Source organism: Ancylomarina salipaludis (genome assembly GCF_004122035.1).
Taxonomy (GTDB): Bacteria; Bacteroidota; Bacteroidia; order Bacteroidales; family Marinifilaceae; genus Ancylomarina; species Ancylomarina salipaludis.
Genome location: NZ_SAXA01000011.1, coordinates 43043 through 57272, shown reverse-complemented (window position 1 = coordinate 57272; position 14230 = coordinate 43043). Strand labels below are relative to the sequence as shown.

Genomic DNA, 14230 nt, shown 5'->3' with positions numbered 1-14230 from the left:
AGCAAACATAAAATAGAACAGGTCTGCATAATTATGGCTGACAGTAGAGGAATTTGTTTGCATCAGGCAGCCTTATTTATGAAGTGGGTAATTTTAATATGCGGGGGTACATTGGAACATGGCGTGCGGTGAAATGAGAAACTAGAGATTTTAAAGAAAAGGAACGCGATGCAACCGACCGAAGAAAGTCCAACAAAGCATAATGCCTCCCCAAATGGAGAGGCATATGCACAGGACTACGGTCTAGCTTTTTCTAAATTAATGTCAATTTTAATTTATCTCTATCAATATAAAAATCCATTTCTTTTATTTCGGTGGGCGTTTGTGACAAACATTGTTCTTTTGAATGAACTTTCATTTTAACTTGAACAAGATGGTTACCATCATATTCTGTGGACTCTAATTTAATTCTATCCCCCAGGAATTTGGAATCTAAATGTTTAATCAGTCCACTTTTATTATTTAAATTGAACAAACCCATATAAGTGAAAATTCCAGAACCTTGATTTGAGACGCTAAAAGGTATTATCAAAAATGTTTCATTCCCTGAAGATTGATTCAATGCGACAATTTTTGTGTAATCAATATAGACTTCTCCTCTGACTTCACCTTTTGTGTAATCCCCTTTTACCAGATGTATCGTATCATTGCTTATTATTTGGGTCAGTTTGCAGTACGTATCTGTTTCAGGAATTTTAATCGTAAAATCATTGGACGTTTCGATGCTGAATAAATTCAACATGACAGTGGATTGATAGCTTTCTGTATTTTTTGGTGTCTTGACATTATTTTGGCATCCAGTTGTTGTAAAAAGGCCTAAAAGGACGATACAAAATATACGATTCATTTTTCTTCTCAACATTTTCTTAATCTATTGGTTTAATACTTAAAGAAAACGACTTATACATAAAACTTATTGTGCTAAAAAAACATCTATTTTGGGAATTAACACAAGCTGATTTTTGTGTTCATTGAATATCAATGACTAAAATCACCTCCCCAGCTATCCGATAATCTGTGTTTCCTATACTGAATATTCAGAATTAAGCTGAAAATCATCATCTTGACATTCCGTTTTCTCAAGCTTTATCTGATAACCGTCAACAATATTAAGTTGTTGTGTCCCATCGACATGTATATCATCTGCATTCCATTTTTTCCTGGCTAGTCTTCTTGCCTCTTCTTCATTTGCAGCAGCAACAAAAACAAGATGGTGATCTTCCATCAGGTGATTTTCGCGAATTTTACCACCGAGTAAAACTGCATAAAGATTAATATCTTTCATAATATCCTAATTTTAAATTTAAAAAGTAATTAATGGTACATCAAGACGAAGATTACCGCTTAAGCAATTGATAAGATGCAATGTCCTTTATATCTTCATATGACTTTCTTTGTTTACAAATATAGTGTGAACGATATCCAGGGAACGTGATTCTTGTCTTGATTTAAAGATTGTCAATTTATAAAAAGCAACAACATAAAAGCAATATGTATTGTTAAAAAACTACTAAATGTATGGCAAAGTCTGTCTGCTAAATTTGTTCAATTGTATAAGCTGCCTGATTTACAGCTTCAATAACAGAAGCCTGATTATCATCATCCAGTTCAACTTCCAGAATTTTATCCGGATTATCCGTATCAACTTTCCAAGTATTGATATTGTCTAATTCGTTTAAAAACGGACTTACAGATTTGACACAAGCACTACAATTAATATTCGTTTTGAATTTTACAGTTTTCATGATTTAACTATTTAGATGTTTGAACGTTTTTTTAATCTTAAACTATTTGTAAGCACAGAGATTGAACTCATCGACATGGCCGCTCCGGCAATCATCGGATTCAATAAAAACCCAAACACAGGATACAGAATACCTGCAGCAATCGGAATCGCTATGAGATTGTAAATAAATGCCCAGAATAAATTCTGTTTGATAGTACGCATAGTCGCTTTTGATAATTTAATTGCCTTTGAAATTTGCTTTAAGTCAGACTGCATTAATGTAATTCCGGCACTTTCCATTGCGATATCAGTACCATTTCCCATCGCGATACCAACATCTGATTGTGCCAAAGCATGAGAATCATTTATTCCATCTCCAGCCATGGCTACGACTTTTCCTTGCTCTTGCAATTCTTTCACAAAATGCCCCTTATCAGCAGGCATTACATTTGCTTTAAAATACTTGATGCCAGCTTTATCTGCAATTACAGCAGCCGTTTGTTTATTGTCACCCGTAAGCATATAAACCTCAATACCCATTTGCTGAACCTGTTGAATAGCTGAAGCTGTACTTTCTTTTATCTGATCGGCAACAGCAATAATGGCAACAACATTGGTTCCAACACTATAGTACACCACAGTTTTTGCTTCTTCGGTTAATCCTTTCGCTTTTTGAACCAGTTTTTCAGAAACACTGATATCATTAGCCTGCATTAATTTTTCATTTCCTACGCAGTATATTGTACCTTCTATTTCCGCTTTAGCCCCCATTCCGGTAATGCTTTCGAAAGATCCACTATCCCGGGTTAATCCATTTCCATCTTTCAAATGTTTCACTACTGCATCTGCAATGGGATGTTCGGATTGAGATTCTATTGCTAGCAGAATCTGTTCGAATTGCTTGGAATACTTACCTTCTTCCCAAATCAAATCTGTCACTCGAGGTTTGCCTTCTGTTATCGTTCCTGTTTTATCGAGTATAAGTGCATCTACCTTATATGCCGTTTCGAGTGCCTGTGCGTCTTTTATCAGAATACCTTGTTCTGCTCCTTTACCAATCCCAACCATTAAAGCTGTTGGAGTCGCTAATCCTAAAGCACAAGGGCAAGCAATAATCAAAACGGTTATGAATGTAAGTAATGCATAGGTCAAGGATGGATCAGGGCCATAGGTATACCAAATAATGAAAGTTAGTATAGCTACACCTATGACAATGGGGACAAATACACCTGCAAGCTTATCTGCCAGTTTTTGAATCGCTGGTTTACTTGATTGTGCTTGTTCGACCAAATGAATAATTTGCGACAGCAAGGTTTCATCACCTACTTTTTGGGCTAAAATTCTTAAGGACCCTTTTTGATTAATAGTACCCGCTATCACCTTATCGCCCTTAGTTTTGAAAACTGGAATAGGCTCCCCTGAAATCATACTCTCATCAATAAAGGATTCTCCTTTTTTCACCTTACCATCTACCGGTACTTTATCTCCGGGTTTAAGTATAATCAGATCTCCTTTTACTATTTCCTCATACTGAACAATTCGTTCTTCCCCGTTTCTAATAACACTTACCTGTTTGGGTGTTAATCCCATCAGTTTCTTTATTGCTGAAGAGGTCTTGCTTTTTGCCCGCTCTTCTAAAAACCTGCCTAATAATATCAGTGTAATAATAACAACTGCTGATTCAAAATACACATGAGGTGTAACACCGTGGCTTAAAAAGAAATTTGGATACAACGTATTAAAAACACTGAAGGTAAAGGCCACACCGGTACTTAAAGCAACCAGAGTATCCATATTGGCAGATAGATGGCGTAAGCGTTTCCATGCAACGACAAAAAACTCCAAACCACTCCAAAACAAAACGGGAACCGAGAGAGCCATCATGACCCAGTTTTCGAAAGGTATTTTACCCTTAAAAAACATTGCAATAATGAAAACAGGAACTGAAAATACAACGGAGAAAAGTAATTTTGACTTCAAGATATTGAGTCGTTTTTCTTCAATATCGTCAAAAGTGTCTTGTATGTCCTTTGCTTCCCCGATAAGAATATCATAACCAATATCTTTTGCTGATTGCTGTATGGTTTCTATCGAGACAATACTTTCATCATAGTCTATAGCTATTGATTGATTTGGAAAATTAACCGAAACCTGCACTATTCCATTTAATGATTTTAAATTCGATTCCAGGCTATGGGCACATGAGGCACAGGTCATACCTGACACTTTGTAATTTTCCCTGATGATGTCTGATTTGTGTTGAGTTTCTTTTTCTGTTTGCATGACTCTGTGTATAAAATTAACTTTCTACACAAAGTTCAGGATAAAGGGAAGGTAATCTGTTACATCATTCAGATTTAAAATTATATTATTTTGCCATCCTACAGATTAAAGAGAAGCTAAAGACTGATGCCCTGGTTTCCTCATCTTCTTAAACTCTGAAGGTGTCATACCTGTTTCTTTTTTAAATTGAGATGAAAGATGAGCACTGCTACTATAATCCAGTTGGAATGCAATTTCAGACAAAGTGAGTTCGTTATAAAAAAGTAATTCTTTAACTTTTTCAATTTTCTGTTTCAAGATATAACGTTCAATTGTAATTCCTTCAACCGATGAAAACAATTTACTTAATGAGGTATATTCATGATTGAGTTTTTCTGATAATAGTGTTGAGAAGTTTACTTTTAATGATTCCCGGCTATAATGAATCTGATTTACAATTAATGATTTGATTTCACTAATCAGCTTAGCGTTATTATCCTTCAGGATTTCAAAGCCATTTTTTAAAAGCTCTTGCTCAAGTTGCAGCTTTTGCGATTCACTAATATCAACAGAAGTATCTACTTCGCCTAGCTGAACAGACTTTATTTCAACCTTTAGTCCATTGAATATGTTCTGCACAGTTGTTATACAGCGCGGACAAACCATATTTTTTATATGCAATTTCATAGATCAACTTTTTTTCGTATACCTCAACAGATCCCGGTAATTTAGAACCGGCTCTTATTTTATCAGCGGTAAACAAGTCTAAATTTAAAATAAGTCTTATATAAGGATAATGAACCTGTTTAAACGCCTAATGATACGATTCAGGAAACATACTTTTCTCTGGATTCCTGAATCGTCTCCAAATTATTTTTTGCCCATTCGGAAAGTGCTTTTATATGGGGTAAGAGTGACTTCCCCAATTCAGTAATATTGTATTCTACACGGGGAGGCACTTCCGGAAAAATGATCCGATTAACTAAACCATCAGCTTCTAAACTTCTTAAAGTAACAGTCAGCATTTTTTGAGAAATATCTTCAATCTCTTTATTCAATTGATTAAATCTCATTTTTTCAGTGTCCCCTAATATTAATAAAATTAGAATAGACCATTTGTCTCCAATGCGATCAAGTACAGTTCTTACCGGACAATTTACATTATTCCAATTTTTTTTTCTTTTTTCTTCTTCCATAATCTTGTGATTTTCAACATTAATAACCTCAAACTCAGTTACAGTAGTTAAAAGTGCCTTCTTGTACATCAATACAAACTATTCTATATTCGCTTACTATTAGTTAGTAACAATACAAATGTAAGCAAATAATTAACACATGAAAAAATCAAGTCAAATATTAATTACCGGGGCTACGGGAAAACTAGGCAAAGAGGTTTTAGAACAACTTCTAACAAGAACTGACAAGTCCAACATAGTTGTTATGGTGAGAGAACAATCCCAAACAGATTTCTTCACCGAGAAAGGAATCGAAGTACGATTAGGAAACTATGATAATATTGATTCATTATCGGCAGCATTTGCTGGAATTGATAAATTATACTTCGTTTCAGGAAACGATATCAATGCCAGAACTCAACAGCATGAAAATGTTGTAAAAGCAGCAAAAGACGCCCAAGTGAAGCATGTCGTTTACACCAGTTTCATGAGAAAGAACAACACCGATTCTTCTCCAATTGCTGAGCTCCTAAAATCGCACATCCTTACAGAAGAATGGCTGCAGGAATCGGGAATGGATTATACCATATTAAAACATAATACTTATGCCGATATGCTGCCTGTTTTTTTAGGAGAGAAAGTAATAGAGTCTGGCCGTATTTTCTTTCCGGCAGGTGATGGAAAAGTGGCTTTTGTTACGCGAAAAGATATGGCTGAATTGGCCTCCGTTATTTTAACAAGTGACGAGTATAAAAATAAAATTTACGAGATTACCAATACGCAGGCCCTTTCGTTTAAAGAAATCGCTTCTTTTTTATCAGAACTAATTGGCAAAGATATTCGTTATGTTTCTCCAAGCAAGGAAGAATATACCCGCTCGCTTTCGGATGCTGGCGTGCCAGAACATTATATTGGAATGTTTGCTGCTTTTGCCGAAACGTTTAAACAAGGCGAATTGGACGAAACCAATACAGTCTTCCAGTCAATAACAGGACATAAGCCTTTGACTGTAACTGAGTTTTTAACCCATATTTATAATAAATAAACAACTTGATCATGAAAAGTATAAACACTGATTTAGGAATATTAATTCTTCGAATAACAGTAGGTGGCTTAATGATTTTTCACGGCGTAGCAAAGCTAGTACATGGGCACGGTTTTATTATTGCTGCACTATCTCAAAAAGGCTTGCCTGAAATCCTTTGGTTAGGTGTTCCTCTTGCAGAATTCATAGCACCAATTCTTATTATACTAGGACTATTTACGCGGGTCGCCTCTTCGCTGATTGTTTTCACAATGATCATGACCTTTTATCTTGTATTTGGGATGGATGGTTTTAAACTAAATGAATACGGAACTTTCGTAGCTGAACTTAACCTATTCTACATGTTTACTGCTATAGCAATTTACTTCACAGGCTCAGGACGATTCGCATTATCTGAAATACTTTTTAAAAACCAACTCAAACTAAAGAGCTTGTAAAAGTTATGTCTTCTTATTTCTACAGGTTTAGGATTACATAAAGAAAAAAACGATTGAAACAAAATCATCTATTCCGGAACAGGATAGTACTATTAATAAAATATCTCAACAAAAAATGGAAATCATATATATCATGGATCCGCTTTGCGGATGGTGTTATGGCAACAGTAAAACGCTGGAAAAACTGTGGGAAAAATACAATAACACCTATACTTTCACGGTTTTACCAGGCGGCATGTGGACAAAAGCCAATATCAGAACACAAAATACGGCAATGGTCAACTACTTTATGAAACATGATAAGCGTATTGAAGAGCTGACTGGAGTTAAATTTGGGATGCCTTATATCGATTTTATTCAGAAGAACGACGTTGAATTGAACAGCGAGATTCCATCAAGAGCTATTGTAACGATAAAAGATATGGCGCCGGAAAAAACAGTTCCATTTGCAATAGCCGTACAAAAAGCCCGATATTTCTACGGCAAAGATTTAAATCCGGACCAAACCTATATTGATATATGCCAGGAACTCGAAATTAATTCAGACCGCTTTATCGAAACGTTTCATTCTAAAGCAATAAAGCTGAACACGGAAAAAACGTTTCAGCAAGTTGCAGTACTGGCATCATCTTATCCAACACTATTATTAAAAAAAGACGGAATCTATAGCATACTTGAACAAGGGTATTTGCCCTTTGAAGAACTTGAGTTAAAGTTGCATCCCAATATTAAAACAAAATCATAACTAATTGAAACGATATCCGTTTCTGAGCTAGAGATCTAAATGCTTTTCATATCTGGGATTATGTTTCTTTATTTTTTTTGTTGTAAGTCCAAATCCCTTAGGTTAGCAAAACATGACTATGCAGACCTAAGGGAATCATCGACCCATATATTAATCTCATTATCAACATCAACAGAAAATTGTATATGCTTTACTTTAGCCAATAAAGCGAGAATCTCCATATTCTCTTCAATACAATCTTTAAGATTAAGCTTCTCTGGATAATATGGGATTGCATTTTCGTCATTTAATTTTATTCAAAAAGATTTTATATTCAGTATAAGATGGCTATAGTAATAATACGAAAAGCTTACTGTAAATAAGTGAGCTTTTAGTTTATTTTCTCTCAAATAAACAAGATTTACAGATTGTATTTTTCGCTTATAATGATACTATTGAACACTTCTATAATTAAAATTGTGGGATATAGGTTTTATTTAAAAGAATGAATCAGCTTATCTGTCATTAACAATGATGGACATTAGAAGGTCTTTCGACACACCTAAACCATACAAAATCAACATTCCCAGCATTTTATTGACTTCATCATATTAAGATCGTAACTTATATCGTCTTTAAAATCTTAAACAATAGTCAACTAAATCTTTTTTAAAATGAAAAAAACAGCGCTTTATTTCGGAATCTTTCTTGCGATCATAATGCTATCGGTCAGTTGTGTCCAACAGTCAGCAGATGTGAGTAAGGATATTGAAAAGGCAAACAAAGCCTTTATCGAGGCATTCAATCAGTCTAATCCTGATGCAGTCACAGCGTGCTACACAAGCAATGCCAAAATATTCCCGGCTAACAGCAAAATAATTGAAGGCCACGAAGCCATCAACAAGTATTGGTCAGTGGGAATGACAATGGGAATTAAAAAAGTCATTTTAGAAACCCTTTCGGCCATCGGTTATGGCAATATTGCGATAGAAGAAGGCTTGTATAAACTTTATGCTGACAATGATCAGCTTATTGACGAGGGGAAATACATTGTTACCTGGCGAAAAGAGAGTGCAAAATGGAAGATAGAACGAGATATCTGGAATACAAACTCACCTTCGGTTGCAACCAAATACAAAACCTGCGAAAATAACTTTATTGCTCAGCTTGCCGCCAGTATCAATTTTGCCAAATCAAAAAAAGTAAATCCTGTTGAATACGGTAAATATATTGGGAGCCTTCACGCTAATGGCTGGCAGCCTAAAGATAAAGATCATCTTAAATACTTTATGGACGGCTATAAGTGGAATATGAATTTATTTAAGAATTTCCGGATGGAAACCCTTGAACAATCAGACAGTATGGTTAAGGCCAAAACAAAAGCTGACTGGACACATTTATCAGCAGGAGAAAAATTCTATGGTGTTGATTCTGTAGAAATGAATGAATGGTTAAAAGCGGCCTGGACCGTTATTGCCGACCATCTGAATTTGGACTATAAACAGGAACAAGATGGTAATTGGATTGTGTTTACTGTCAGTAAAAAATAAATGAAAGCTCTTACAAATCCTTAAAAATGGGGCTGAGAAAAAATTTAACACGATCCCTCCAAATTTTTAGGCTTGGAGGGCTTGTATTTTCAGCAAATTAGTTGCCATTACATTTAACAAATAATTTTCATCATTCCTATTATTCTTGACTCTATTATCCAAAACTTTGCTATTGCATACCTAATCTAACCTATTGGATATGTGTACAAAGAAAGACTCTCTTTGTGAAATATTGTCAACAGTTTTACTAAATCATATTCGGTTATGAATAAAGTTATTTTATTTCTCCATTTAAATAGCTTACAGACCATAAGGTTTTCCTATCTTCTTCGGCAGCAAGTTCTATTGATTTTGCTGCAGCTTGTTTTGCCTCTTCACTTCGACCAGCTTTATGGAGCAACTGAGCATAGACATCTGTGTTGAAAAATTTGGTTTCCAACTCCACCGAACGCCTGATGATAGTGATCGCTTTGTTTAATAAATCTTCGCTTACCTTTTGTTGAGACATAACAACACCTACAGCATGCATGTACAAAATCATCCAACTGTTCATTTCATATTCTAATGCATAATCAACTGAAGCAACCATATACTTTTGCCGATCACCCGATTCTCTTACTTTTGTCAGCTCCATCCTTGCAAGAATTTTTCCACCCAAATAAGAGTCCAGTTCTAATATTTCCTTTTCTTTTAGAGCCAGTTCTTCCGGTGTTCCTTTGCGTGACACAACAGTTAACTCATTCGTCAGAACAGTTTCGATATACTGATCTACAGTTGCTTGATCTACTACAGCATAAAATTCTTTTTTGTTTTTCAAAATAAAACGAAAAACAGAACTAGAGCTGGTCTTAGCTACTGATGTAATCAAATTATAATCATCTGCATTAATCAATTCCTCTGGTTTACACTGATTAAAGATCTGTTCGGTAGCTTCTTTTGCATCGACTCCTGCTCTTGATGCTTGTGCAAGATACTTTCGAAGGAAAGTTAAACTGCGGTCACCATCTTCATAAAGTTGAGCAATTGCTTTCCAATTGTTTATTGAGTCCATAGCCAAGACAGCCGCGTCGATTATCTTTTTTGCCTTTCCTCCACCTACTACCCGATGTTGCATCCGCCCTTCGGAATCCAACCACAAAAGAGTTGGGAAAGCTTTAACCTGATATTTTTTTAATAAACTTTTCCCCTCATCCGATTCCATATCCATCTTCAGGTTTATAAAATGAGCATTGTAAAAACGACCAACCTCTTCTAAGGTGAAAATATCCTTGGCTAATCTTTTACAAGGGCCACACCAAGTTGTGTAACAATCCATGAAAACCATTTTGTTTTCCTGTTTTGCTTTTGCCAAAGCTTCGTCAAATGTTGCTTTTTCAAACTTGATTCCCTGGGAAAAAACACTACTACCATAAAATAGAATAAGGACTGATATAAGTATCTGTTTCATTTGTTATTTCTTTAGTATTACGCAGCGCGTATTAAAACAGGGCAAACCTATTTTTAAAATACATTTGCCCTGCCTATAAATTATTTGTATCGTAACTGTTTTAAATAAAGGCATAGCAAATAAAGCTATTATGCCTTTAGTGTTTAAATAGAATTCTTATACACAATATCAACTATTTTTCCACAAATGTTTTCATACGATTTAGTAACCTTACCAGTTCGATCTAAATAATATAAAGAAGCATTTTTATCGGAACCAGAATTATCATAAACTCCAACTTCAAGCCTTTCACCTTCAGAATCATATCCATGTTTAAAATACGATATTTGTGTTCCTGCCGGATATTCGTAAAACTTAACAGGCTTAGCTGTTACGTCATCGTAATTGTACCTGTAAATAACATTATCCTTTGTGAAAAATAGATATTTCTCGGTGTTCGAAGCTGAAAACAAGGTGTTTTCATCAACCAATTCAGGAGCTATAAATTCATTTTCAGATTTAAGATCATATACAATCATATATTTAGAATAATTAAAGCCATAATTACAGCCATATTCTGTTATTGTTGTTCCATTTAGGACATAAAATCTAGCCTTATCTTCAGACCATAAACTTCCTCCTGGTTCCGACATCATGTATAACATTTTTCCTGGCATCACAATCTTACGTCCTCCGGAAGAAAAATCTACATTGAATCCATAAAGACCAGAAGAGTACAGTTGTCCCGTTTCTACTCCATGTAAAATATTTAAACCTGCCTCACCAATATAGTCCACATCCTCCTCAAAATCGGGTAAATTATATTCAAAGTAAGGTCTGTATTTATCACCCATCATTAAATTCAAATAAAAATACCTGTTGTTAACAAGTGAATAAAAACCTGAGCCATCCGATTCCATGTACTGAAAATCGGCACCTTTCGGAATCTCACTATAAAAACAAGTTGATGCCGGATACAAATATTCAAACGTACTGAAATCAAATATTGCCCCATAATCAGGATATTGATCGGTGTAAATATTCAAAAGCTCATCTCGATTGGGATAAAAATGGCACATTTGTTTTGGTTTTCCAGCCAGAATTCTACCACCCGTTACAATTCCAAAAACATCTTCTACAATCTCCTCATTCTCTTTTATCAAACAGAGTTCTGAGTTATTTCCTTTTTGATGTAAAATAAAACTACCATAGCTATAGCTGTTTTTCACAGTCAAAAATGTTGATTCCTTAAAGACAACTCCTGTTCCTTTTGATGTAACCTCAAATACACACATCATCTTTTTAATAGGCACAGTAGCATCTGCTGTGAATTTTAAATCCTTATCTGTAGAGATATAAATCGTGTCATGCTTTATAACACCTATGTTTTTATCCAGATAGTAATCGATCAAATACCATTTGTAATCATAATCATCTTTATTAAAATCGGAATTCCCTATAGTTAGCTCAGGTGTAACCACAAGTTCCTCATCAAATTGATAAATACTATAGGCTTCATCAATCCCTTTTATTTCCTGCACATAGGCCAAGTTTTCATACTCATAATTTCCTTCATCCTTTAAGCAAGAAACCATAAAGAACGAAGCAATAATTATTACGATATATATTTTATTCTTCATTTGTTTATTTTTTAGTATCAAGTAATTATTTACTCCTTCAATAGTTTTAGTCTCACTATTGAAATTTCCAATTCCGAAATATTGGAGATATTCTTAAGTTAATTTGCCTCAAACAATAACCTCTTTCCATTCTCGTCATAGGTAGGATTTTCTTCAAACCAAATCTTGGTTTTTTTGACATAAACCAAAAGTTCTAAATTACTTTCCGGGCTCCATTCTTCATCTGTTATCCCTGAGATTTCAATAAATTTCCTGCATTTTAACGGATGATATGCACCTGCATGATTATTCACCCCTTGCCACTCCCAGAAATAAGGAGGTTCATTAAGGTTGTTCAAAATCTTAATCTTAAACTCCTGAGCGCCTTCTAACCCTACTTTAAAATCTTCAGATTCTTTAAGTCTAAGCGCCAATTCTGCAACCCTATCTTTAAGAGCATCTGTTTTTATGACATTTACAATCAAATACGATGTAAATGTGTTTCTATCAAATACATATTCCGGTTGCAATTTCTCAAAATCCATACCTTCTATAGCCGTGGTATTTGCTGTATCTATCTCTACTTGATAGTGCCTATCATAATCAACTTTCTGTCCAGTTAGAGTTAACCTAATCTTAACAGGATGCACCAATACATCATCGCTCAAAAACATAAAGTTAACTGAAGTACTATCCAAGCCTGGCATATTCAATGCACTATATTCTGTATTGTATAATAATTTATCGTTCTTTTCACATCCAATAAACTGAAGTACAACAATTAAAAAGAACAAGTATTGTAATCTATATTTATTCATAACAAGTGTATTTAATTATTACTTTCTTCCTCCAAATTGAATTTCATCTTTGGGAAGTGGGAAAATGTATTTTGATTCATCCATAACTACGGCTGCCCCTGAAAAATTTATCATCCTATCTAAGGCTAAACGTTTATACATGAAAAATGTCTGTCCTTCACTTAAAAATTCCCGATGATACTCTTTCTTTATCATTTCTAATAATTCAGCACTATTGGCTACATTTTCCACAACCGGAGAAACGCGTTCAGATTTTAATTTATTCAGATATGTTAAAGCTTCAGCGGTATTTGTTTCAGACAAACACTCTGCTGCAATTAGGTACATTTCTGATATTTTAATAAGGGGGACATTAGGATCAGAATATTTTGCAGCTTCTTCTTCTTTTTCCGGCCGTTCATATTTTGTCATAAAGTATCGATTAATCTCATAAATATCTTTCTTTTGAGTTAACCAGTATTTGAACCTAACATCATCACTCGTAAACATTTTTTCCACAGGTGAACTAATGAATAGTTGATCAGTTCCTTTAGGACTAAAATAATAATCCGAGTTGTCTTTCAACTTATAAGTATATATTGAAAAAATATGCTCATCGTTAAAAGCGTAATCTTTGTTGTTAATAATATCTCCGGGATTAATAAAAAAGTAGTGTCCTGAATCGATTACTTCCTTTGCATAGCTTAATGCCATCTCTTTATCACCTACATACAATGCAACCCTTGCTATCAATGCTTTTATGGCATACAAATTCATTCGGTTATGTCTGTCGATTAGAAATGGGTTTGAGGAATTGCTTTCTTTATCTTCCATTATAATTGGATCTATTCCCTCCAATAAAGTGATTGCTTTAGATAAATCAGCATTGATATGAGCAATTGTTTCTTTTGAACTCAATTGCTTAGACACTTCTTTAGAAAATATAGTTACATAAGGAATTCCTTCATAATCAGGATTTGAAACATATGGGGCATTAAACATTCGTAGCAAATCAAAATGAACATAAGCTCTTAAACCCAATGCTTCAGCATAAATCAAATTGTAATTGTCTTCTGCAAATGATTCCTTCGACATTAGTTCGATATGCTCAATTAAAGTATTACAATTTGCGATAACGTTATACATATCACCCCAAATCTGGTTAATACGTCCCTCTGGTAATTCCTGCACATAATCAAATTCAGCAAGATCGGTAAGTGAAGGACTAAACCTAACATTATAGTTTTGAGCCAAAATATCGAAAGTTCCCATAGTTAAATTACCTCCATAGACTCCTCTTGCCGACATTAAACTATACACTCCTACAAGTGCATCTTTAAAGCCAGCTTCTGATTCAAACATATCCTCTTCAACAACCTCTGACTCAGGCTTAATATCCAACCAATCAGAACAAGAAGTAAAAAGAAATAAAAAGCAGATTACTATATAAAATTTACTCATAATGCTAC

Annotated in this window: 14 protein-coding genes; 4 read left to right on the top strand and 10 right to left on the bottom strand. The window is 34.5% G+C overall.

Features of this window, described 5'->3' with window-relative positions:
* Nucleotides 1–253: 253 nt before the first annotated feature.
* The 6 genes from EO244_RS12200 to EO244_RS12175 all read right to left on the bottom strand — a co-directional run bounded on the left by EO244_RS12200 (nucleotide 254) and on the right by EO244_RS12175 (nucleotide 5184).
* Complete coding sequence (locus EO244_RS12200; protein ID WP_129254959.1) at nucleotides 254–862, bottom strand: hypothetical protein; 609 nt, start codon at nucleotides 860–862, stop codon at nucleotides 254–256.
* A gap of 162 nt (nucleotides 863–1024) precedes the next feature.
* Nucleotides 1025–1285 (bottom strand): DUF1543 domain-containing protein, encoded by a 261-nt coding sequence (locus tag EO244_RS12195; protein WP_129254958.1) that lies wholly within the window; start codon nucleotides 1283–1285, stop codon nucleotides 1025–1027.
* 250 nt (nucleotides 1286–1535) lie between these two features.
* The gene (locus tag EO244_RS12190) at nucleotides 1536–1745 is read right to left on the bottom strand and encodes a heavy-metal-associated domain-containing protein (RefSeq protein WP_129254957.1); all 210 of its coding nucleotides are present in this window, start codon (nucleotides 1743–1745) and stop codon (nucleotides 1536–1538) included.
* A gap of 11 nt (nucleotides 1746–1756) precedes the next feature.
* Nucleotides 1757–4009: a heavy metal translocating P-type ATPase gene (locus EO244_RS12185; protein ID WP_129254956.1), complete on the bottom strand. Its 2253-nt coding sequence runs from the start codon at nucleotides 4007–4009 to the stop codon at nucleotides 1757–1759.
* 105 nt (nucleotides 4010–4114) lie between these two features.
* Nucleotides 4115–4675: a helix-turn-helix domain-containing protein gene (locus tag EO244_RS12180; protein WP_129254955.1), complete on the bottom strand. Its 561-nt coding sequence runs from the start codon at nucleotides 4673–4675 to the stop codon at nucleotides 4115–4117.
* A 140-nt stretch (nucleotides 4676–4815) separates the two neighbouring features.
* Nucleotides 4816–5184, bottom strand: coding sequence for a winged helix-turn-helix transcriptional regulator (locus EO244_RS12175; protein WP_129254954.1), 369 nt, complete (start codon nucleotides 5182–5184; stop codon nucleotides 4816–4818).
* A gap of 139 nt (nucleotides 5185–5323) precedes the next feature.
* On the opposite strand from EO244_RS12175, the gene EO244_RS12170 reads away from it, so the two are divergent.
* The 4 genes from EO244_RS12170 to EO244_RS12155 all read left to right on the top strand — a co-directional run bounded on the left by EO244_RS12170 (nucleotide 5324) and on the right by EO244_RS12155 (nucleotide 8919).
* Nucleotides 5324–6208 carry an SDR family oxidoreductase gene (locus tag EO244_RS12170; protein WP_129254953.1) on the top strand — a complete coding sequence of 295 codons (885 nt, stop codon included), beginning with the start codon at nucleotides 5324–5326 and terminating at the stop codon, nucleotides 6206–6208.
* 11 nt (nucleotides 6209–6219) lie between these two features.
* The gene (locus tag EO244_RS12165) at nucleotides 6220–6645 is read left to right on the top strand and encodes a DoxX family protein (protein WP_129254952.1); all 426 of its coding nucleotides are present in this window, start codon (nucleotides 6220–6222) and stop codon (nucleotides 6643–6645) included.
* 115 nt (nucleotides 6646–6760) lie between these two features.
* Nucleotides 6761–7390, top strand: a complete 630-nt coding sequence (locus EO244_RS12160; RefSeq protein WP_206734554.1) for a DsbA family protein — start codon at nucleotides 6761–6763, stop codon at nucleotides 7388–7390.
* Between the two features lie 653 nt (nucleotides 7391–8043).
* Nucleotides 8044–8919, top strand: a complete 876-nt coding sequence (locus EO244_RS12155; protein ID WP_129254951.1) for a YybH family protein — start codon at nucleotides 8044–8046, stop codon at nucleotides 8917–8919.
* A gap of 274 nt (nucleotides 8920–9193) precedes the next feature.
* Here EO244_RS12155 and EO244_RS12150 read toward each other — a convergent pair whose 3' ends face one another.
* The 4 genes from EO244_RS12150 to EO244_RS12135 all read right to left on the bottom strand — a co-directional run bounded on the left by EO244_RS12150 (nucleotide 9194) and on the right by EO244_RS12135 (nucleotide 14222).
* Complete coding sequence (locus tag EO244_RS12150; protein WP_129254950.1) at nucleotides 9194–10366, bottom strand: thioredoxin family protein; 1173 nt, start codon at nucleotides 10364–10366, stop codon at nucleotides 9194–9196.
* Between the two features lie 143 nt (nucleotides 10367–10509).
* Nucleotides 10510–11985 (bottom strand): PKD-like family lipoprotein, encoded by a 1476-nt coding sequence (locus tag EO244_RS12145; RefSeq protein WP_129254949.1) that lies wholly within the window; start codon nucleotides 11983–11985, stop codon nucleotides 10510–10512.
* A 98-nt stretch (nucleotides 11986–12083) separates the two neighbouring features.
* Nucleotides 12084–12782 (bottom strand): DUF4843 domain-containing protein, encoded by a 699-nt coding sequence (locus EO244_RS12140; protein ID WP_129254948.1) that lies wholly within the window; start codon nucleotides 12780–12782, stop codon nucleotides 12084–12086.
* An 18-nt stretch (nucleotides 12783–12800) separates the two neighbouring features.
* Nucleotides 12801–14222 (bottom strand): RagB/SusD family nutrient uptake outer membrane protein, encoded by a 1422-nt coding sequence (locus EO244_RS12135; RefSeq protein WP_129254947.1) that lies wholly within the window; start codon nucleotides 14220–14222, stop codon nucleotides 12801–12803.
* Nucleotides 14223–14230 lie beyond the last annotated feature (8 nt).